This window comes from Microcoleus sp. CAWBG58, from assembly GCF_020883045.1.
Lineage (GTDB): Bacteria > Cyanobacteriota > Cyanobacteriia > Cyanobacteriales > Microcoleaceae > Microcoleus.
This window is the reverse complement of sequence record NZ_JAHRFA010000085.1, coordinates 1-22,013: the sequence shown is the minus strand read 5'-3', so window position 1 is coordinate 22,013 and position 22,013 is coordinate 1. Positions and strand designations below refer to the sequence as shown.

Annotated in this window: 17 protein-coding genes; 10 read left to right on the top strand and 7 right to left on the bottom strand. The window is 45.2% G+C overall.

Annotated features, from left to right (window positions below; translation table 11 throughout):
* Window positions 1–127: 127 nt before the first annotated feature.
* From QZ918_RS27320 to QZ918_RS27310, 3 genes are all read left to right on the top strand, one after another.
* Window positions 128–355, top strand: coding sequence for a hypothetical protein (locus QZ918_RS27320; protein ID WP_293210391.1), 228 nt, complete (start codon window positions 128–130; stop codon window positions 353–355).
* A gap of 165 nt (window positions 356–520) precedes the next feature.
* Entirely contained in the window at window positions 521–1,690 is a 1,170-nt protein-coding gene (locus QZ918_RS27315; protein WP_293340757.1) for a hypothetical protein, read from the top strand.
* A 51-nt stretch (window positions 1,691–1,741) separates the two neighbouring features.
* On the top strand, window positions 1,742–2,170 hold the full coding sequence (locus tag QZ918_RS27310; protein ID WP_293340754.1) for a hypothetical protein: 429 nt from the start codon (window positions 1,742–1,744) through the stop codon (window positions 2,168–2,170).
* A gap of 19 nt (window positions 2,171–2,189) precedes the next feature.
* On the opposite strand, the gene QZ918_RS27305 is transcribed toward QZ918_RS27310, so the two are convergent.
* Both QZ918_RS27305 and QZ918_RS27300 read right to left on the bottom strand, forming a co-directional pair.
* Entirely contained in the window at window positions 2,190–2,579 is a 390-nt protein-coding gene (locus tag QZ918_RS27305) for an SCO4402 family protein (RefSeq protein WP_293340752.1), read from the bottom strand.
* 16 nt (window positions 2,580–2,595) lie between these two features.
* The gene (locus QZ918_RS27300) at window positions 2,596–2,919 is read right to left on the bottom strand and encodes a hypothetical protein (protein WP_293340749.1); all 324 of its coding nucleotides are present in this window, start codon (window positions 2,917–2,919) and stop codon (window positions 2,596–2,598) included.
* Window positions 2,920–3,005: 86 nt separating this feature from the next.
* Between QZ918_RS27300 and QZ918_RS27295 the strand changes: the two genes are divergently transcribed.
* Together QZ918_RS27295 and QZ918_RS27290 are read left to right on the top strand one after the other, a co-directional pair.
* Window positions 3,006–3,332 carry a nucleotidyltransferase domain-containing protein gene (locus tag QZ918_RS27295; RefSeq protein ID WP_293340746.1) on the top strand — a complete coding sequence of 109 codons (327 nt, stop codon included), beginning with the start codon at window positions 3,006–3,008 and terminating at the stop codon, window positions 3,330–3,332.
* Complete coding sequence (locus QZ918_RS27290) at window positions 3,329–3,718, top strand: HEPN domain-containing protein (RefSeq protein ID WP_293340743.1); 390 nt, start codon at window positions 3,329–3,331, stop codon at window positions 3,716–3,718. The genes QZ918_RS27295 and QZ918_RS27290 overlap by 4 nt, the downstream gene beginning before the upstream one ends.
* A 136-nt stretch (window positions 3,719–3,854) precedes the next feature.
* Here QZ918_RS27290 and lpdA read toward each other — a convergent pair whose 3' ends face one another.
* Window positions 3,855–5,294 (bottom strand): dihydrolipoyl dehydrogenase, encoded by a 1,440-nt coding sequence (lpdA, locus tag QZ918_RS27285; protein WP_293340740.1) that lies wholly within the window; start codon window positions 5,292–5,294, stop codon window positions 3,855–3,857.
* A 677-nt stretch (window positions 5,295–5,971) separates the two neighbouring features.
* Between lpdA and QZ918_RS27280 the strand changes: the two genes are divergently transcribed.
* Window positions 5,972–6,262, top strand: a complete 291-nt coding sequence (locus QZ918_RS27280; RefSeq protein WP_293340737.1) for a hypothetical protein — start codon at window positions 5,972–5,974, stop codon at window positions 6,260–6,262.
* Window positions 6,263–6,377: 115 nt separating this feature from the next.
* Here the strand turns inward: QZ918_RS27280 and QZ918_RS27275 are convergent, their stop codons facing one another.
* Window positions 6,378–6,656 (bottom strand): hypothetical protein, encoded by a 279-nt coding sequence (locus QZ918_RS27275; protein WP_293340734.1) that lies wholly within the window; start codon window positions 6,654–6,656, stop codon window positions 6,378–6,380.
* Between the two features lie 104 nt (window positions 6,657–6,760).
* Here QZ918_RS27275 and QZ918_RS27270 point away from each other — a divergent pair, with 104 nt between their 5' ends.
* The 4 genes from QZ918_RS27270 to QZ918_RS27255 all read left to right on the top strand — a co-directional run bounded on the left by QZ918_RS27270 (window position 6,761) and on the right by QZ918_RS27255 (window position 15,673).
* Complete coding sequence (locus tag QZ918_RS27270; protein ID WP_293340731.1) at window positions 6,761–7,855, top strand: ATP-binding protein; 1,095 nt, start codon at window positions 6,761–6,763, stop codon at window positions 7,853–7,855.
* An 897-nt stretch (window positions 7,856–8,752) separates the two neighbouring features.
* Window positions 8,753–10,267, top strand: a complete 1,515-nt coding sequence (locus tag QZ918_RS27265; protein ID WP_293340728.1) for an AAA family ATPase — start codon at window positions 8,753–8,755, stop codon at window positions 10,265–10,267.
* Between the two features lie 48 nt (window positions 10,268–10,315).
* On the top strand, window positions 10,316–10,549 hold the full coding sequence (locus QZ918_RS27260) for a hypothetical protein (protein WP_293340725.1): 234 nt from the start codon (window positions 10,316–10,318) through the stop codon (window positions 10,547–10,549).
* A 297-nt stretch (window positions 10,550–10,846) separates the two neighbouring features.
* The gene (locus QZ918_RS27255; RefSeq protein WP_293340722.1) at window positions 10,847–15,673 is read left to right on the top strand and encodes a beta strand repeat-containing protein; all 4,827 of its coding nucleotides are present in this window, start codon (window positions 10,847–10,849) and stop codon (window positions 15,671–15,673) included.
* Window positions 15,674–15,912: 239 nt separating this feature from the next.
* On the opposite strand, the gene QZ918_RS27250 is transcribed toward QZ918_RS27255, so the two are convergent.
* From QZ918_RS27250 to QZ918_RS27240, 3 genes are all read right to left on the bottom strand, one after another.
* Window positions 15,913–18,210: a polysaccharide biosynthesis tyrosine autokinase gene (locus QZ918_RS27250; protein ID WP_293340719.1), complete on the bottom strand. Its 2,298-nt coding sequence runs from the start codon at window positions 18,208–18,210 to the stop codon at window positions 15,913–15,915.
* Window positions 18,211–18,315: 105 nt separating this feature from the next.
* Window positions 18,316–19,803: an RNA-guided endonuclease InsQ/TnpB family protein gene (locus tag QZ918_RS27245; protein WP_293340716.1), complete on the bottom strand. Its 1,488-nt coding sequence runs from the start codon at window positions 19,801–19,803 to the stop codon at window positions 18,316–18,318.
* Between the two features lie 532 nt (window positions 19,804–20,335).
* Window positions 20,336–21,868 (bottom strand): polysaccharide biosynthesis/export family protein, encoded by a 1,533-nt coding sequence (locus tag QZ918_RS27240; protein ID WP_293340713.1) that lies wholly within the window; start codon window positions 21,866–21,868, stop codon window positions 20,336–20,338.
* Between the last annotated feature and the right edge of the window lie 145 nt (window positions 21,869–22,013).

Here is a 22,013-nt window from a genome sequence, read left to right as displayed (position 1 = left end):
TAATAAGCTAAAAGGAAATTAAAATTCCCTACTTGTTCCGACTTTTACCGACTGTACAAAACGGAAGAATTACGAAAAAATAATATTTATATGAGGCACTCATTAAGTTTATTTCAATATAAATAATATGAAAGTAAGGCTATTAATTTTGGGGCTTTACCTACCAGTAACGATTGGTATGGTGTTGTTTGGTAACGTCGAGCCATCGAAAGCTGGCTGGAATCGAATTGGTGGCAAGGGTATGACTCAGTACATGACATCTAATAATAATCAAGAACGTCAAAATGGCGGGTTATTCTTGATGGGAATAGGAATAGTAGGAGGTGTTATAGCCGCTGCTGTTAAAAAACAATAAGCAACACCTATAGGATTGTCAAATTGAATTTTTATATGTCCTTAAAAGCTGGCTTATCCTCGATATTAGCCTACCTGATTCGACTGGTATATAGATTATTTCAACAAAAATAATCTTTGTTCAGATGATGGCTATCGCTTTAGTTTAGTTAAATTTCTAATATTTATGAATACTTACCCAGTGATTTTGTATCCACTTTCTATTGAGAAAGCTTTGGCAAGCTTACCTCCAGTACCAGAACCACCTAAAGTTTCTCCTCCGCCAATACTTCAACTACTACCTAAGCCAGAAGAACCAGAAGTTTTTATTGAATCACCTCCTGTCAGGATAAAATTAATTCCATTATTTCTTTCTGAACTAGCAGTATCTATAATCAGTGCCTTAGTTGGTAGTGCTAGTAATAGCATGGGAGCCGGATGGACTTTTTTTATAATGTTAACATTAGGAGTGTTTTGGTTTGGTTATACCCAGGTTAAAAGCTATCCTATCAGACTTAGCCAATATCGGGAAGAACTAGCAGCTTACCAGGAAAAACGAAAGAGTTATCCTAAAATTATTAAAGACTGGGAACAATCCATACATCAAGAGGAAATTAAACATAAGGAGTTGCTTGCTGAAGGGGAACGTCAAAAGCAAAACTTAGAAAGAATCTACCAACAGGAAGTTGAAAACTTACGAACTCCCCAAAAAGTCAGTGATTGGAGGATGGAATCTTGCAAAAAAGAATTTTCATCACTTAACCCCCAAAATTTTGACATAGAACCAGCAGAAGACAGAAGAGGATTCACAGAATACCCTGATAATTGTCGATTTCCTAACCTGCTCAGAAACTATTTTGGTGATGACAAAGTATTCATCTTAAAAAGGGTAGTGTATTACACACCAGATTTTGCCTATGTTGAGCCTGAAAACAACTGGTTTTCAATAGATATTGAAATAGATGAACCATACACCCCACGCCAATATCCTAACAATTCTCCGTTGAGACCAACTCATTGTATAGGTCAAGACGATAACCGTAACTACTTTTTTCAACAGCATGACTGGTATGTAATTCGTTTTAGCGAAAGACAGGTATTTCTTTATCCTGAAAGTTGCTGCAAAGTGATAGCTCAACTGATTTATACATTTACAGGTAACGAATCAGTTTTAAGGCAGTTTGATAAGATTCCCGACTTACAGCCAGAACCATTGTGGACAGAAAATGATTCCATCAATAAAGCCGAAAGGCAAGAGAGATTAAATTATAAGCAAGTCATGCAACCTGGTCGTCCCAGCCTCACAATCAGAGAATTTCTGGAAAACGAAATGCTGAAAAGAGCTAAAAGGGATTGAAGTGCGATTGCTCTTTGGTATAATCAAAGAATCCCGATCGCGCACAACCCAATGGAATCTCTATCCAATAATTGGGATGAACTTGCTAAAATCTTAGAACCTATTCATATAAGTCTCCTCGCACCCCAACATCTAGAATCCTGCAATTACAAAATACGCGGTTATTGGGATAGCAATAAGTTTTATGAAGAAATAGCTTTCATTCATCCTATCTGTGCTGAGTTAATCGCCCGATCGATCGGCACAAATATCATCAACAACCACCCCACTTCTCACTGGATTAAACTTAAATTTTTACTCAAAGCCGATTTATCTAATGGCGATAACAACCTGGTTAGCGATGATGGCGATGATGAAATTGGCGAACTGACTCTGATCTTAGATGCCAATCTCAAAGTTATTGATGAAAACTGGCTGATTGATATCGAATCTCCTTTTCTTGTTGCCAAAATTCAGCCAGATTTACAGCATTCTGCCTAAAGTGCGATCGCACTCTCAGTTAAACCTTAACCGCTTCTTGCGATCGAATTTCCATCGCCTGCAAAGCTTGCAATGCAGCCTCAACTACTGCCGTCCACTCAGAAGATTTAATATACTCCTCATCCGAAGCTTCTGTCCCCAACACCTCAAGAACTAAGTCTATAGCTTGACAAACTGCTGATATCAAACGAGCTTCTTTTTCATCTTCAATAATTACTCCGATCGCCGCATCAGGGTTTTCTGCCAACACTGTATCGTCGTAAAGAAAATGAACCGCCTCATCAAAACAGTCGTACTTAATTCCTAGCGGATAATCTCTTTTTACCCAAACTTGATCTTGATATTCTCTATCTGCCAAACTGCGGAGAGTTTCTAACAACTCCTCTCTCATTTTCGGATACTTTACCATACAATTTACTCCTGTATTAAGGTGCGTACCAAGTTTGCCATTCCAACCATTCATTTAAAGGGATGTGAGCTTCTGTCGGATTATTTTTGATACTACCTGGGATGGGTTGACCATTTTTACCGATAACTTGACCGTCTTTTCTAAGAATAACGTGGTCTACCCGCTGAGAAGGAAAACTGCTATCTGCATCCCCTCTGTCAATCCTCACGCCATTTCCCTGATTTGCTGGATATCGCCACCGCCAACCTGGCTTCTTTTTGTTTGGCTGTGCATCGCCCCAGGATTCGGGTATTTTCTGGCTAGCTGCTTCTGGGAATGTCCAATCTTGACTTGAAATCACCTCGCACCTGGTCTATGCTTAATCATGTTCCTATACAGCAATTTTAGCACAGAGGATATATCGACCTCCAATCATTTACAACAAATATGAGCGTTAACGATAAACTTAAGAACATCCTAACCCAACTTCGATCGCACTTCGAGCAACTATACGACAGCCGCCTTGTCACAATGGTACTTTACGGTTCCCAAGCGCGAGGCGACGCACGCCCAGACTCGGATATAGATATTTTAGTCGTTCTCAAAGGACAAGTCAATCCTGGTGAAGAAATTAAAAGAACCAGTCACATTCGAGCCGATTTGTCACTCCAAAATGATGAAGTAATTAGCTGTCTGTTTATGGATGAACAGCGATTTACACACTACAACGGCCCTTTATTGAGGAATATTCGTAAAGAGGGAATCGCTTTATGAAACCAGAACAATTAGATTTACTTCTGAAAGCTCGTCAAAGTCTATCGGCGGCAAGGCTATTACTAAATAATGGTTTCCCAGACTATGCAGCATCCCGCGCTTATTATGCCATGTTTTACATTGCTGAGGCATTTTTAGATGGGGAAGGAATGTCATTTTCGAGTCATGCCGCAGTGATTGGAGCTTTCGGCCGAGAATTTGCCCGTACAGGAAGAGTTCCTGCTGAGTTTCATCGATTCTTAATCGATGCTCAAGATTTGCGAAATAGTGGGGATTACGGCGGACTTGATACTGTAACTGTCGAGCAAGCTGCGGAGCAAATTAACTGTGGCGAGCAATTTCTCGAATTAGCCCAAAATGCGATCGGCATTCTACCACCGCCCTAAAACAGAATACCCATGGGGGCCAGAAACCGGGTTTTTTACGAAAATTTTTGCTTCTAACCCGCAGATTAGGTAAAAAACCCGGTTTCTTTGGGCGCAGTGCATAAGTTCTGTCAAACAAGAACTCCGCCCCTACAAATTAATGACCGCCCGCCGCCCCAGCCGCCCGTTTAAACGCCTCATCCAACACTTCCGAAAGCGTCGGGTGAGTGTGCACTCGGAATGCTAAAGAGTTCACTGAATCGCGCTGGGCGATCGCATTTGCCGCCTCCTGAATCAAATCCGAAGCGTGCAAACCGAAAATGTGCACGCCCAACAATTCCCCAGTATCTTTCCGGTAAATCACCTTAGCCATACCGTCGGTTTCACCCTCCGCAATAGCTTTAGAATTTCCCTTAAAATAACTCTTGACAGAAGCGACCTCAAACCCTTCGGTTTTTCCTAACTCCTTCGCCGCAGGTTCATTCATTCCCACATAGCTAATTTCTGGGTGAGTAAAAGCTGCCGCTGGGATACTCAAATAGTCTACTTCGCGAGTGCGGCCGCAAATATTTTCAACGGCGGCAATTCCTTGGGCAGATGCAGCGTGGGCTAACATCATTTTGCCATTAACATCGCCGATCGCCCACAAATTCGCGATCGGTTCTCCCGCCGCCAAAACCTGCATCTTATCGTTAACTGGAATATAGCCGCGCATCGTTTCGACGCCAACGGTTTCTAATCCCATATTCTTGCTGACGGGAACTCGGCCAGTTGCTACCAAACAAGCGTCAACTTCCAAAATCTCGACAACTTCCTTAGTTTTGAAATCAGCTAATTCAATAATTACTGGGGAACCAGGGATAATTTTCTTGGCTAACAAACCAACTTTTGTTTCAATATCGCGCGGTGCAATTAACACTCGTTCTGCTAACTTAGCAATATCCGGGTCAAAAGTCGGCATCAATTGATCTAGAGCTTCAATCATCGTAATTTCGCAGCCGAGGGCTGTGTAAATATCCGAAAACTCCAAACCAATATAACCGCTGCCAATAATTGCGATCCACTTCGGTAGCGATTCCAATCTGACAGCATCATCGCTAGTAAATACTGTTTTGCCGTCAATTTCTATCCCCGGAGGGACGAAGGGAATTGAACCGGGAGCCAGAATAATATCCTTGGCGGTAATAGTTTTCTCGCCTTTATCGGTTTCGATCGCAATTTTTTGAGCAGCCGCAATTTTGCCCCAACCTTGGATGACATCGACGTTCAAACGTTTGAGGCTGTTTGTCAAGTCGCCGCGAAGTTTGCTAACAATAGTGTTAGCGTGATTGGCGATCGCCCCGCGATCGAAATCCACACTTCCCAACTGAATTCCCAAAGTCTTGAGGTGGTGGGCATTCCGCATATCCCGCACCCGCCCCGAAGCCGCCAGCAGCGCCTTTGAGGGAATGCAGCCGCGGTTGACACAAGTCCCGCCCATGTCGCCTGCTTCGATAATTGCCACTTTCAGCCCGCAGCTAACCGCGTGTATAGCGGCCCCGTGCCCGCCCACGCCGGCGCCGATAATTGCTAAATCGTAATCAAATCCTTGAGTCACCTTAAAATCTCCTAATGCCTTTGAAATCTTAGGACTCAAGCAAAAAACACCGTCTGTCCGTCCTTTCGAGGTGGTGCGTTGCGATCGCAACCCTTGAACAGTGGCAATAGTTGCATAAGTCCTGTGTCCTTATTCTCGACTAGACTAGGGTTAATTAGACAGTAACTGAGATTTTTTTAGGGTCGATTATGTTGAGCTGGGTGTGCGCCAAGTCTCAAATCACCCTGTCGGCGGGTGTAAAGTTAAGTACAGATTGATGGCTGACAATGCCCATTCGTGTCAACAATCAAGTCAAATGCAGTGCCGGTGTAGTGTTTGATGCTATAGCCTGGATCCCCCCTAACCCCCCTTGTGAAGGGGGGGACAAGAGGTGGTCAAAGTTAACCCCTACTTCTTAAAGCTTGCCCCCTACTCCCCCTTAAGAAGGGGGGAACCGGAAGTGGTCAAAGTCAACGCCTACTTCTTAAGTCTGATCCCCCCCCTTAGCTTGCCCCCTACTCCCCCGGATAGTCGGGGGGAACAAGAGGCGCTCAAAGTCCCCCTTCTTAAGGGGGATGCGAGGGGGATCGGGCCTCGGATAAAAGCCAAATTTCTCAAGGGTTTTAGTTGATTGAGGTTTTGATGTCTAATATCTGCACGTGCCGGCGGGCAGAGTTTATCGGCAAGTTTTGAAGTCTATGGAGTGGCTTATGATGGAAGACGATGACCTGAAAGATTCACGCCGGGCCTCGGCTCAAGCTTTTTTTCAGTCCCTGGATGAATTGTTTGATTATATAGAAGCTTCCAACCCTGATGCGGCAAAGCCTCAGTCTCCGTCGCCTCAACCTAAGCCTGCTAGTGAGTCTGCGAGTCGGCCGAAGAAGGCTAAAGCTAAGAAAATTAATTTGTCGGATTTTGAAGATGCGATCGCAGATTTGGAACAGTTTATCCAGAATAAGCGCCAGAATCGCTCGGAATCTAATCAATAGTGCGACACATTTTAATCAATCGTGTCCGGTCAATGACGGATAGTATAAGCTGGCGGACGATCGCCCTGGCTGGATTTTGCCTGAGAGTGCGATCGCGCCAGCGGTTATACTGTGGTTAGTCTTGGTTTGTGAATTGTTGGGATGGGCGATTTTGGCGATCGGTGTTTTGTCGATCGAGCTTGACGAGCACAAACAGGATCTTGAGTGTTAACTCGCTGGCGGTGTTAATTGTTCCTTCTGGAACTTGGCCAGCAACAAAGGAACCGATACCTACAAGATAGAGCAAAACACTGGTAATGATGAATCCACGTATTGCCAGAGAATAGGAATGAGCTTGATGCAAAATTTCTTGTTCAGGAGTGCGATCGATTGTGCTATAATTATCACAGGACAATTGTTGGTTAATATTTAAATGATTATTAGATATTTATCTTCCTGGAAATCTACAAGCATATTGCAGATTAACGATCGAATAAATATTATTTCCTGATAATAATTATGGGGCGATCGCTCAGAGTTTCTCCAGGGTGCATCGAACAAGTAAAAATTGCTGTAAGGCGCAACCGCTTTTCGAGTCAGCAGTCTTTAGCTTCCTACTTGGGATTATCCCTATCCACTGTCAAGAGCTTTTTGAGGGGAGATCCTGTTGATTTTATAAATTTTGTTGAAATTAGTGAAAAATTGCGCTTAGATTGGCAAACCATTGCAGATATAGAAGTAACAGACACCCAGTCACCTCAGCCTAATCCACAACAAACCTGTGAGGAAACTTCCCCCTTCATCACCGGCAATCCCATTACCAATCCGCGTTGCTTCTTTGGGCGCGAGAAGGAACTCAAACGCCTATTCCATTTGATCAAACGACTGCCCCTGCAAAATGCCGCCATTATCGGCAAAAAGCGCAGTGGCAAAACTTCTCTGCTACAATACTTAAAAAACATTAGCACCACCCCAATAGAAAAGTTACGTCCCAATCAAAAATCTGATTGGTTGCCCAATCCAGAAAACTATCGCTGGATATTCGTAGATTTTCAAGATTCGCGACTTCAGAATCGGGAAGGGCTACTACGATATATTTTAGAATCCCTGAAAATGCCAGTGCCTAATCCTTGCGACTTGGATAGATTTATGGATGTGGTTAGTTATAATTTACATCAGCCCACAGTCATCTTACTAGATGAAATTGGTGTCGGTTTACAACGCTGTCCCGAATTAGATGATGGATTTTGGGAAAGTTTGCGCTCTTTGACAACCAACCAAACAAATGGGAATCTAGGGTTTGTTTTAGCTTCTCCTGAATCACCGATTGAATTAGCGACTAGCACCGGGCATAGTTCGCCTTTTTTCAATATTTTTGGATATACTACAACTCTGGGAGCTATGACGGAAGCTGAGGCGCGGGAGTTGATAGGCAGTTCGCCCATACCTTTTGCTGATGAGGATGTCGAGTGGATTTTGAATCAAAGTGAATGCTGGCCTCTGCTGCTGCAAATCCTTTGTCGAGAACGATTATTTAGTCTGGAAGAGGGCGAAACTGAGGATAATTGGCGCGAAACAGGGTTAGAACAAGTAAAACCCTTCACTCATTTTTAAAAGGTAAATCCCATGAAAACTAATTTGCCTCTAAAGCTGAATCATTTAATCAACATTTTGGCACTAGACGGTGCTGAAAATGAGCTAAGCCATAGCACATTTAAGTTACATAATGTTGAGTCTTAAACGCTATAGCCTTTCTCAAAAAAGTGAGGTATGACTGACAGCTTACATAATCGCTTAAACTAAGAGGGCTGAAGCCCAACAACATACCTCATCTTTCTGATAACCGCTATATCTTGCCTGTAGGTGGCTGGCAATCGGTCTTGCGCCAGCTAATTTATGCAAGAATTTAATTTATCACTATAACTCACCCGCAAGTCATCTATAAGTCATCCATAAGTCAACTTATCTCAACCTTAAACTCAATCACGTCTAAATGTATGATACAGATATGTATTGATGTAAACAGTTGACATAAACAGACTGTATTCATTTAAAGTGATCTGGTCGTTTAAAACAAAAAAGCCAAGTAAGGTGACAACTTACTTAGCTGGTCTTGATTACAAAAAGTAGTTCAACGATTCACACTGTTGCTATTCATGCTTGTCCTCATCCTTGCCCTTGCTCCTATCCTCCATAGGCATAAGTAATTGGATGATAACGGGAAACACGACTGGATCATTAAAAGGTACGTCATTCAAGATGGCGCAAGTCACCACTGCAACAATTAACAGTGGTCGATAAAAATTAGCCATTGAGCTCTCCAATTTGTTCAAAAGTTTAATCAAAGCTTCTGAACGGTAGCTTAACGGTAATGTTCAGGGGGAGCGTGGGTGTCCAGAGTCTAAAGGTACTGGGCACTCTATTCTCTTTTTCCCCTAAAGCAAATCTAACACAGCAATTTTAGCGAGCTGCATTAATTTATTGCTAGCTCATATTTTAATGTTTTATGTATTGGCACTTATTTGTGCATTTTTACTTATATTTTTTGGATATACTAGCTATAGGCGATCGTCCGATCGGCAAACAAAGATTAAACAGGATGTACAAAGGCTAGAAATCTGTGCAGACGTAACAGCCATAAGTAACGCTCACCACAGTATATCGATCGGCGAACTAAACAGTCAAGCCAGCACCTTACTCAGTAGCTTCAGTCATATCAGCCAAGACGTAGATGCAGCCATCAACCAGGGAAGCGCTTACAACCAGCGTTTCGCCCTCAGTGCTGTAGCAGAAAAATTAAACAGTTTAATACGAGAACTCACCCGCAGTAGCGATAAATATTCTGTTCGTTTTCGCCCTATTGCTACCAATTGGTCTGAAATAGTCACCAACCATATACGAGAACTAGCAGAAGCAGTCGAACTTCGACAAGAAATCGACAACCCTTATATCCTCGGCGTACCCCTTACAGAACAGCAAGAAATCTTCGCCGGACGTACTGATATCGGCACGCGCATCGAGCAATTAATTCTAGACCGTCGCCGCCCTCCTTTGCTACTCTACGGTCAGCGACGAATGGGCAAAACTTCCTTACTCCATAACCTGAGACGCTTGCTACCCAGCAGCATTATTCCCATGTTTGTAGATTTACAAGGCCCAGTTTCATCAGCGAGTGATTATGCTGGTTTGCTCTACAATATCGCTAGGAGTATGACAAACTCAGCGAAGCGCCAAAGTGCGTTAACTCTCCCATCTCTCGATCGCGAAACACTGCAAGATGACCCTTTCACCCGCTTTGATGAATGGCTGGATAAAGTAGAAGACGCACTACAAGAAAATATTGCCCTGCTTGCTTTAGATGAATTCGAGGCGCTAGATGATGCCATCAGAAAAGGACGTTTCGACGAGCAAGATGTTCTGGGAATGTTGCGTCACCTCATTCAACATCGTCCCCGCTTCAAAATAATGCTAGCGGGTAGTCATACAATAGAAGAATTTCAGCGTTGGGCCAGCTATTTAATCAATGTCCAAGTCGTTCATATCAGCTATCTAAAAGAACCAGAAGCGCGTCAACTAATTGAGCAACCCGTCCAAGATTTTCCCCTGCGTTACGAACCGAAAGCCATTGATCGAGTCTTGCAACTCACCCGTTGTCACCCTTTTCTAGTACAAATGTTCTGCGCTGAAATTGTCGCCCTCAAAAACGAGCAAATCCCCTCTATCCGCAGACTGGCAACTTTAGCGGATGTGGAAGCAGCAATCCCAGAGGCTTTAAGTGTTGGTCGTTTATTCTTTGCCGATATTCAAAACAATCAAGTAGATGCGGCGGGATTAGCAATTTTGCAGTTTTTGGCAGCGCAAGGGGAAGGGGGAATCGTGAGTCGGGAAACTATTTTGCAAGAGTTTACTGATGATTTTGATGCTGTCGGTTTGCTTCTGCAACGGGAGTTGATTGAGGAAGTTGGTGATGGTTATTGCTTCCAAGTTGAGTTGATGCGGCGCTGGTTTGCACGGGGTGTCAGATAGGGGATTTTAGGGATTAGTAACCTATAGCCTTTCTCCAAAAGATGAGGTATGACTGACAGCTTATATCACCACTTATGTCAAGAAGGGCTGAAGCCCAACAACGTACCTCATATTTTAATAGCAATTTTTAAAAGTATTGCTACTAAACAATTTTTGGGTTTGTTGGCTCAAATATTGTCGCCGGTGTGCGTCGCTGTGAGAGTTTCGATATGTTTTGGGTACAATCTTTACTTTGACGCACCTCACAAATACTTTGTTCCTCGCAATGACAAAAAACTTTAACCCAAGGGTATTCACCTTGAGGGTGCAGAGAGAACAGCACTGCCCTCCAACTACACGTTCACATATTTTGATAATTATTATACGTAAATTTACGTATCTTGACAATTATTTAAACTCTACCCTACGTATGTGGAAAACCCATTATTTGCATGGCTGAAAAATTTATCTGACATTTATCCGGATCGCAGTAATTGACGATGAAACACTGCTTAGCATGACCGATAACTATCAAAAAAGCTTAAGCCTCTGGTTGTTTTCTGTCACTTCTAATCGTTAATTACTATCAAAAGAGAAGCTATGCCTACTCCATTGAATGGTTCTTTGGGTCAAACCACTAATTTCACCAGCGTCAATGACCTCATTACAAAATGGCCGACTGCTGCCCAGAATCAAGGTATCAAACTGTCTGGGTTAGCTTTTGATGGCGTGGAAACTGATTACCTCAATCCTCAGGCGATCGCCAATCTCACCTTACCAACTAATGAAAATCCTAAAAGCTGGTTGAGTTATGGCAGTAGCCCTGGTATTGGTGTTTCATCGTCCTATGATGGTTGGTTCACCGACATCACTAAAATTAGAGCGGAAATCAACTATAATCCCAACACAAATCAATCTCAGGCGCTGAAGCTGAAATGGGCAGATAACCAAGATATCACTAGCGCCACGATCGACCTTAGCACCTTGGGTATCAAAACTAGCCCAGGAGTTGGCGATCAAGGTAATGAAGTTGGTTTGCTACAAATCTTTAATAATGGGACTCTGGTACCAGCCAGCAATTTTACGATCACTCGTCTCAACGCTCCCACCGCTCCAAAAGCGATTACTGCGGGTGCAGATGGAGTGACTTTCACTGGCGATCGAGCCGATGGCAGTTTCCAATTCAAGATAGAAGCCAAGCCTCTCACCAACACTGCTTTTGACGAACTGCGGTTCTCCGCCAAACCCTACGATAGCCCCACCGCTGCCTACACCGCCACCTCTTTCAAAGACGATAGTTCCGACTACCTGGTGCGGAAGATTGACTATCAAGGCACAGCAAATCAGCCTAGCCTTCAGTTTAGTGCCCCAACCTTCAGCGTCAACGAAAACGGGACAGCGGTTGCAGCCGTAACCGTGACGCGCACGGGTGGTAGCGAGGGCGCAGTCTCAGCTACTGTGAATTTGACTAATGGTACTGCTACAGCCCCTGGTGACTACAACAATACTGCCATCCCTGTCAATTTTGCCGCTGGGGACACAGCACCCAAGACTATCACCGTTCCCATTGTCAACGATACTTTGGCAGAGAGTACCGAAACTGTCAATTTAACTTTGGCAAATCCGACAGGTGGTGCAACGATTGGGACGCAAGGGACTGCCACTTTGAGCATCATCGACAATGACACTCTTCCTGCGACGAGCACCTTGCAATTTAGTGCTCCTACCTTCAGGGTTAGAGAAGATGGCGTACCGATCGCAGCCGTGACAGTCACTCGCACTGGTAGCAGTACCGCAGCAGTTTCAGCCAGCCTCAACTTGACCAATGGTACTGCTACAGCCCCTGCTGATTACAACAATGCTGCCATCCCTGTCAATTTTGCTGCTGGCGACTCCACACCCAAAGTCGTCAATATTCCGATCGTCAACGATACTTTGGTAGAGAGTACCGAAACAATCAATTTAACTTTGGCAAACCCGACAGGTGGTGCGGCGATTGGAACGCAAGGTACCGCCCGTTTGGACATCGCAGACAATGATAGCAGCCTGCAATTTAGTGCTCCTACCTTCAGCACCAACGAAAATGGAACACCCATTGCAGCAGTGACAGTCACTCGTACAGGTGTAGCCTCTGGTGCAGTCTCAGCCACTGTCAGCTTGGCCGATGGAACTGCTACAGCCCCTGGTGACTACGCCAATACTCCGATCGCAGTCAATTTTGCTGCTGGCGATTCTGCACCCAAAGTCGTCAATATTCCGATCGTCAACGATACTTTGGCAGAGAGTACCGAAAATATCCGCTTAACTTTGGGCAGCCCGACAGGCAATGCAACAATTGGGACGCAAAGTACAGCCACTTTCGACATCATAGACAATGACACTGTTCCTGCGAGCACCCTGCAATTTAGTGCTCCTACCTTTAGTGTCAACGAAGATGGAACGACTGTTGCAGCCGTAACCGTCACTCGTACTGGCAGCGCTACCGCCGCAGTCTCCGCGACAGTCAACTTGACAAATGGTACGGCTACAGCACCTGGTGATTACACTGGTACTCCCATTCCGGTCAATTTTGCCGCTGGCGATTCTACACCGAAGGTGATTACTGTTCCGATCGTCAACGATACTTTGGTAGAGGGTACCGAAACTGTCAATTTAACTTTGGCAAATCCGACAGGTGGTGCGACGATTGGCACGCAAGGTACTGCAAGTCTGAGCATCATCGACAATGACAGTCTCCCTGCGAGCACTCTGCAATTTAGTGCTCCTACCTTTAGTGTCAACGAAGATGGAACAACCGTTGCAGCCGTGACTGTCACTCGTACTGGCAGCACTACCGCAGCAGTTTCAGCTACTGTAAACCTAGCCAATGGTAGTGCTACAGCCCCTGCTGACTACGCCAATACTGCCATCCCGGTCAATTTTGCCGCTGGCGATTCTGCACCGAAGGTTATTACTGTTCCGATCGTCAACGACACTTTGGTAGAGGGTACCGAAACAGTCAACTTAACTTTGGCAAACCCGACAGGTGGTGCAACGATTGGCACCCAAGGTACCGCCAGTTTGAACATCCTAGACAATGACAGCAGCCTCCAATTCAGTGGCTCCAGCTTCAGTGTCAACGAAGATGGAACCCCCATCACAACCGTCACAGTAACTCGCACTGGCAGTAGTGCTGGTGCTGTGTCAGGCACCGTCAGCTTGGCTGATGGAACTGCTACAGCCCCTGGTGACTACGCCAATACTCCGATCGCTGTCAATTTTGCTGCTGGGGACACCACACCCAAAACGGTCAATATTCCGATCGTCAATGACACTCTGGTAGAAGGTAACGAAACTGTCCGTTTAACTTTGGGTAGCCCGACAGGCAATACTACCATTGGTACCCAAAACACAGCCACAGTCAACATCGTAGACAACGACAGCACCCTCCAATTTAGCTCCCCTACCTTTGGCGTCAACGAAGATGGAACGCCCGTTGCAGAAGTGACAGTCATTCGTAATGGCAGTAGTGCAGGTGCAGTCTCAGCCAACGTGAATTTGACCAGCGGTACTGCGATCGCCCCTGGTGATTACACCGGTACTCCGATTCCTGTCAATTTTGCCGATGGCGATTCTACACCCAAAGTCGTCACCATTCCGATTGTGGATGACACCTTGGTAGAGCTCAGCGAAACAGTCAATTTAAGTTTGGTTGGCCCAACAGGCAATGCCACCATTGGCACTCAAAGTACCGCCACTTTGAACATCTTAGACAATGACAGCAGCCTGCAATTTAGCGATCCTACCTTCAGGATCCGAGAAGATGGCATACCGATCGCAGCCGTCACAGTCACTCGCACTGGCAGCAATGTCGGTGCAGTCTCAGCCAGCGTCAACTTGGCCGATGGTACTGCGACAACCCCTGCTGACTACACCGGTACTCCAGTCGTTGTCAATTTTGCTGATGGGGACAACACACCCAAGACAGTGGATATTCCGATCGTCAACGACACCTTGGTAGAGGGTAACGAAACAGTCAATTTAAGTTTGGTTAGCCCGACAGGCAACGCCACCATTGGCACCCAAGGAACCGCCATTTTGGACATTGCAGACAATGACAGCACTCTGCAATTTAGTTCCCCTACCTTTAGCGCCAATGAAGATGGAACACCCGTTGCAGTCGTGACAGTTACTCGCACTGGTATTAATACTGGTGCAGTCTCAGCCACCGTCAGCTTGACTGATGGAACTGCTACAGCCCCTGGCGACTACGGCAATACTCCCATCTTGGTCAATTTTGGCGCTGGGGACAGCATACCCAAAACACTCACCATTCCCGTTGTCAACGACAACTTGGTAGAGCCTACCGAAAATCTCACCTTAACTTTGGGCAGCCCGATCGGCAATGCCACCATTGGCACGCAAGGTACCGCCACTTTCGACATCATTGACAACGACAGCACCCTGCAATTTAGCGCCCCTACCTTCAGGATCCGAGAAGATGGCATACCGATCGCAGCCGTGACAGTCACTCGCACTGGCAGTAGTGTTGACGCAGTTTCAGCTACTGTGAACCTCAGTAATCGAACTGCGATCGCCCCTGGTGACTACGCCAATACTCCGATCTCTGTCAATTTTGCCGCTGGCGATTCTGCACCCAAAGTCGTCAATCTTCCCATTGTCAATGACACTTTGGTGGAGCCAAACGAAACTATCAATTTAACTTTGGCTAACCCGACAGGCAATGCGACGATTGGAACGCAAAGCACCGCTATTACAACGATCGTAGACAATGACAGCACCCTGCAATTTAGCGCCCCTTTCTTCACTGTCAACGAAGATGGAACGACGAGCGCAGCAGTGACAGTCACTCGCACTGGCAGCGATCTCGGTGCAGTCTCAGCTTTCGTCAACTTAAGCGATGGTAGTGCTACAGCCCCGGGTGATTACAGCAATGGTTTGATCGCTGTCAATTTTGCCAATCGGGATTCAGCACCCAAAACCATCACCATTGGCATTATCGATGACGTTTTCCCCGATGGTCTTTTCTTTCCGCTTGACGAAACTGTCAATTTAAGTTTGGTTAACCCGACAGGCGCCACGATTGGACTCCAAAGTACGGCCGTTTTGACGATCGTCGATAATGACACTGAATTTGGGAATGGTAGAACCGCAAGCAGTCTCACTTTGACAAACGACGAGCTACTCAACGGTGGCCTGCGAAAGACTTCCAGCTTGTCTGGGGTTCCGGCGCAGGGAACAGCAGATTTGGTGAACAAATCTATCGCTGACGAGCTACTGAGTGGCGGAATTCAAACCTCTAATGTCGGGATTAATTCCAACTCAGTCTCCAACTTCGGTATCGCCGATAGTTGGTTGAAGTCACTCACAAACTCGAAGCTCAATTCTGGTTTGGTCGCCTTGAACAACCAATTTCCTGTGGGATAGGCAGACAGATTTCAATGCCTCTAGATAGCTCTTGTTTCAAGAGCGCTCATAAGGTATGTAGTTGGGCTTTAGCCCTCTAGCTTTACTCAACTACATAGCTCTTGTTTCAAGAGCGCTCATAAGGTATGTAGTTGGGCTTTAGCCCTCTAGCTAACTCAACTACATAGCTCTTTTTTCAAGAGCGCTCAAGCGCAACTACGTACCCCTAATGCAATTCAAGTCTAATCAAGTGGCCTAGATTAGTTGAATTTACTATTAATAGCTTTGTTTTTTGACTTTGACTGCTGCGGTAATTGCCTCGATCGCACTTCGATCGCCCCATCGCTCACAGCACTCAAAGGCAACTCAAATTCCTCAATATCATTGCGGTACTTCACCGCAATATCAGCACCATTAATAATCGCCCCCAACAGCCGCGGCCCCGATTTGTGCGAATCATCATCATCAGATTCCACCAACTGATCCGCAGCCTCAGACAACATACTAGCCAGAGTATAACCAGCCCGCGCCACCAAAATTATACCGTCCGTATAGGGTTCCAGCGTCAGCGCGTCGTTGCACTCGCTCAACGCCGGAGAATCCACCACCACAAAATCAAAGCGATTGCGAACATCCTCAAACAACCTCCGCATTTCGCTCGATTCCAGTACCGCCGAAGCCTGCCGCAAACTGCCCGGACTCGGTACGACATATAGGTTCTCTACCTCTGGAACCAACAAAACGCACTCGCTCATATTGCCGTAATAGTGCAAAGGTTCCACCGCTGCCAGAGGATCCGCAGCTATTTTCAAAGATTCCACATTAGAACCCGATCGCAAATCTGCTTCAATTAACAAAGTCCGTTTACCCGATCGAGCCGACGCAATTGCTAAATTGTAAGCACTAAAACTCTTTCCCTCCAAAGGCGCCGCCGAAGTCAGCAACACCACCTTCACAGGTTTTTCGCCAATTCGGCGTAAATTAGTCCGCAACCGCTCGTAAAACTCCAAATAAGGCGAATTGGGTTCCAAAGCCAGCGGCATCTCCTCCCCATAGGAATCAAACACCGTCACTTCAGGCAAAACTGCCAGTATTGGCACCTCTTTTTCCACCAAAGCCGCCCGCACTTCTTCCCAACTGTAAAACTTCCCGTTGAGCATTCCCAACAAAAATATCAACCCGCCGCCCAGCAGCAATCCCACAAATCCACCCACCGCCAGCATCACCGGCAAACCTTTCTTGTTTGACGGAACATCATCTGTTTTGGGAAACTGGGCGATTGTCAAACTTCCCGTTGTCTCAGCTCTCGCCGCCTCAGCATCTACCAAAGCCGCCTGCATCTTATCGTAGAGAGCTTTTTTCAGCGCCACTTGCTGGGCTAACCGCGCTTGTTCTAACTGCTTGTTGGGGATTTTTGCGTATTCCTGGCGCAATTGTCGTTCAGTGTTCTCTACTCCTTTGAGTTGTTCTTGCACCACATCCCGCTGCGTTTGTAAAGCAATCAAACTTTGAGCTAGCTGCTGTCTCGCCGGGTCTAAAGAAGAGTCTACCCGAATTCGATCGGCACTTCTGAGTGGAGCGGCCACCCCGTTACCCCCGAGCACCTCCGATTGTCGCTGCTGCAACTGCTGCTCAAAAGCTTGTTTTTGTTTGAGCAATTCCACAATTTTCGGGTGTTCCTCCTGCAAGTCGCTGCGGAGAATTTTGAGCTGAGATTCGATCGAAAACAGTTGCACTCGCAGTTGTGCAATAATTGGATCGGCAGACAGTGCTTGAGCCACGTAAGCTTGCTCTCCATTCAATCCCAAGCGTTCCTGCAAGCTTTTAATTTGAGCTACTATTGCTCCCAACTGCACCCGGAGTTGCCGCTGCTGCTGTTCGGTGGCGATAATCGCTTGTGGCAATGTACCGCTCTGAACTGCTAAAATAGAAGTTTCTTCTCGTTTTTCGTAGGATTCAAGTTTTGCTTCCGCCTCTCTGAGTTCCTGAGTTACTTTCGGCAAGCGTTGGTTAATTTGAGCGATCGTTTTTACGACGGTAAAAGTATTGGTATTTTCGCTATAAATCACCATTTCTTCCATCAAAGCCTTTGCTCGCTTTTCTGCTTTTGGGCGATCGGCATTTTTGTACAATACTTGAATCAAAGCACTGCGGTCATTACTCTTGGACGGCATCTTGATCTCCACGTCGTCTTTCAGCTTTTTAGTCAATATTTCTACTTGTTTTTTAAATTCTTCTGGATTTATTTGTGCTGCTTGTTTATTTAATTTGTTTTCTGCTTTAATGAGTCTTTGGGCGGCTGCTTGGATAACATTTTCATTGAGCAACTGATCTTTAGTTATTTCTTGTCCTTCCTGTTGAATCTTGGTAGCGGCTGATGAAAAAATTACGCTCAGTTTGCCATAGGCTAGCGTACCTTTAGCAACGTAAATCGGCGCCTGAGTTGGCTGCACGGCAACTACTCCGGACACGCCGACAGTCACCGCGAGAGTGGCTAGTCCCACCCACTTGTATTGATCAAAAGCAATCAAATAACGTTTGACAACTGATAAAGTCATAACTATTTTAGATTGAAGAATTGAATAATTGCTAACGATAAATCCTAACTAAGTAGTTGAAACTCTCAGAACTAAAGCCGCTGAGATTCTTAAGAAATTACTTTCTCAACCATCCCAAAGAGACAATTGCTTGTACTGTGGGTTCCCGGTCACAAGCCGTTTGCCTTTTTGGGGCGGCTTATTATCTACCAGGCGTTCATACAAGTTCACATCAAAGATGCTTAGTTGTACTGGTTTCGACGAGTCCCGCCGTACCGTTTTCGCTCTAATTCTAGTTTTTCTAACAATAGTTAACCCGTAGGACTCTATTGCTTTAATTCTGACGTTTCTCGCAGCTTGAATGTTGGCATCGTCGATATGTCCACAGTTGGTGCAAATAAACTTTTCACCATTGCGACTTACTTTATCGATGTGCTTGCACTTGCTGCAAGTTTGGCTGGTGTATTGGGGATTGACTCTATATAATTTCTTGCCTGACTTTACAGCCACATATTCAAGCTTTTGAGTTAATCCATACCAGCTTGCATCAGCGATTGAACGATTTAAACCTCGTTTAGCTGATTGATTATTTGGTAAAAATCTACCAGTTTCAGAAGAGACGGGTTTACACCGCTTCATCATATTTTTAACTTGCAAGTCTTCAACTGCAACACCATCAGCTAGACCTACAATCTTGTGTGCAACCCACCACTGATAAGCTTCGCGTTTTTGTTGAATCTTATGATGTAAGGTAGTTACTTTTTTTTGTGCTTTTCTGCGGTTCTTACTCCCCTTTTGCTTCCTATTAACTCGTCTTTGCCTAACTTTCATTAAGCGTTTTATATGCTTGTTAGTAGAAAACCTTGGGTTGTCGATTGTTTCACCATTAGACAAGTAAACCAGTTTAGTTAATCCCATATCGCAGCCAATGATTGATTTAATTTCACTGTCAGGAATTATTGAAAAATCTGGTATAGCTTTGTCTTCGATTCTCACAGAAACATACCAACCATCTGCTTTTTGCCTAATTGTCACCGTTCTAATATCAAACCCATTCGGGATATTACGGGAGTTAAAAAACCGCATCCATCCGATTTTAGGTAAGTAAATTTTACTTCCCTTAATTTTCACCCTTCCTGGCTTATATGCGAAGGATTTAAAATAATGGCTACGCTTGAATTTAGGGAAGCCCGCACCTTTGAAGAATTTGTTAAATGCCTCGTTAACTCTAGCTGGAATTGATTGTAAAACATCACAATCAATGTCTTGATACCAAGGGCGACTGGTTTTGAGATTGATTAAGTTAGCGTCTTGCATTAACGATGCTGACCTTTTTGGCGATTTGTCTTTTTCGCCTTCTTTCTTGGCTTTACCACCGCCATCTTTCCAGGGGTTTTCAAGCTGAGTTCCTTTAACTAAACTACAAGTTAAAGGCATAATTTCTGTTTGGGTTTTTAAATCACAGTAAGTACCGCAAAGAAATTGCTGATACCAACCATCCATACGGTCACGCAAGCACCAGTTATACGTCGCTCGCAACATATTCAACCAACCAGATAATTTCTCTGATTGTTGATTGTTTGGGCGTAACTTGTACTTGTAACTTAACAACATTTATTTTTTACCTCCTATCTTAATAATTTTACACTGCTTCTACCATGTCAATTGTTAAAAATCAAGAAAGATTCATTGGGGATTAAAATCCCCCGCGTCGCTTTCCTCTCATCTCTTTCATAGACTGAGCTTCCCGCTTCCCGTTAATTTTTTGTGATAGCAAAAACCCTATAGCCTTTGTCAAAAAGATGGCATCGGGCATGGGGCAAAGAGGGCATCGGGCATCGCTCATTTTTTTGAGAACCGCTCTAGTATGTTGTATGGGCGGGTTTAGCTAACAATCTTTTTAGATATAAGCGAGTTTGCGAGTACAAAACTGCTGGGAGCATCTCAGTTTTGCAAAAAGCATTTTTTTATTATAGTGCTGTCCCCGCTCGCGAGTTGTAGAATACGCGAGTTCTTAAGCTCGCACTGTAAATGCAAAACAGAAATGCTCCTAAACTGCCTATCCATAACAGTTAACTAATGACTAATAACGTTCGCTCGGGGGGACAGCACTAATGACTAATAACTAATAACTAATAACCAATGACTACCTATTGTTATTGTTATTGTTATTGGATGGCCCAAACAAATTGTTTACCCCATTTCTCAACTGATCGAAAAACAGAATAAATCCCAAAGTATCCCGGAATGGTCGAGTAAAAGTATTGAGAACATAACCAATACGCTCTACCAGATTCCGACCAATCACAATCACATCATTATCTTCCAGCATCGGGTTCTGAGAAACATTGCCCTCCAAAGCAGCTTTTGCATCTATCTTGCGGTTGATTGCTCTACCTTGCTTTTGGTCGAACCGAATCAAGGCCATTTTCCGCAAATCAGCCAGATTCACAGGCAAGTTGTTGATAGCATCCAAAAACTTGCTGCCATTTTCTAGGTAAAACGAGGTCAAACTACCACTAGCGTAACTCAAAACTCGAACGTAGATCCTGGGCTTAATCAAGGTAGAGCGCGCCACCAAAGCTTTGTCGTAGTCTAGGTTTTTGATACTAGCGTCCAATTCTGGGATGACAATCACATCTCCCGAGGCCAAAGGAAAATCGAACAAATCGCTAGCCTTTGCTAAGGCGGTGTAGAGGTCGAGGGGTTGCTCTACCGAAGAGCCATCCACCAGCGTCCGTCGCACTCGCACGGCTCGTAAATCCGCTTTTCCCGTGACTCCCCCGGCAATGGTCAAAGCGGCGGAAATTCGACCAGAACCCGCCGGAAGCGTGTAAAAACCTGGTTTGCTGACTTCTCCGGTGACAGTGATTTGAACGGGGACAGCGGCAGCGGCTAGGCTGTATCTGGATGCTAAATCTCGATCGGACTTGCGATCGGGTGTAACCTGTTTATACGGTACGACGATCGCATCTCCATCTTCCAAACGCAAATCCGGCGGAGCAATACCAGTTTGCAGCGGCGTCAAAATATCCACAACTTGCTCAGCCACAGCACCACCCGGCAAAGTCCGACGCACCCGCACCGCACGCAATTGGGCCGTTGGAGTCGTCCCAGCAGCAGCAGCCAAAGCCGCCGGAAGCTGCGGAGTTTGCAGCGGATAAAAACCAGGCCTCGCCACTTCCCCCGTCACCGTCACCACTACCGGGCGCTGAACCAGCAAAGCAGCCGAGACTTGAGGATTTTTGATAAATTGCGTGAACCGCTCGCGGAGGCGTTCCTGTGCTTCTTCGACGGTAAGACCGCGCACATTTACTGTGCCGATTAGCGGCAGTACAATTACCCCTTCAGGGCTGATTGCACCCGTAAAATTTAGCTCTGGGAAGCGCTGAACCTGAACCGAAATCTGGTCTCCCGGGCCCAGGCGGTACGGTCGATTCCGAAAAGCTGGGTTAATTTCCCGGTTGAAATTAGCAGGTGGCGGTGGCGGTACGCGCAGTGGCTGTGGCGGCACAAGTCGCTCAGAACTAGGAACAACAGATTGGGCTAAAGCCGTTTCTGAAAAAACTTTGCCGTTAAAGCCCCACAATACAGCAGCGAAAGATAGAGTCCAAGCACTAGAATACAGGCCAGCCAAGGAAAAAGCGAGGCGATTTCTAATTGTGAATTTATTCGGCATTTTGAGATAAAAAAGGGTAATATAGCAATCCTAAATCATTATCAAGGTTATGGTACAATATATATGCAATACTTGACTGTGATAAAAAATGAATAAATTACAACTGCCACAAAAAGACATGGAAAAAGAAAAAGCTTCGTTAGAA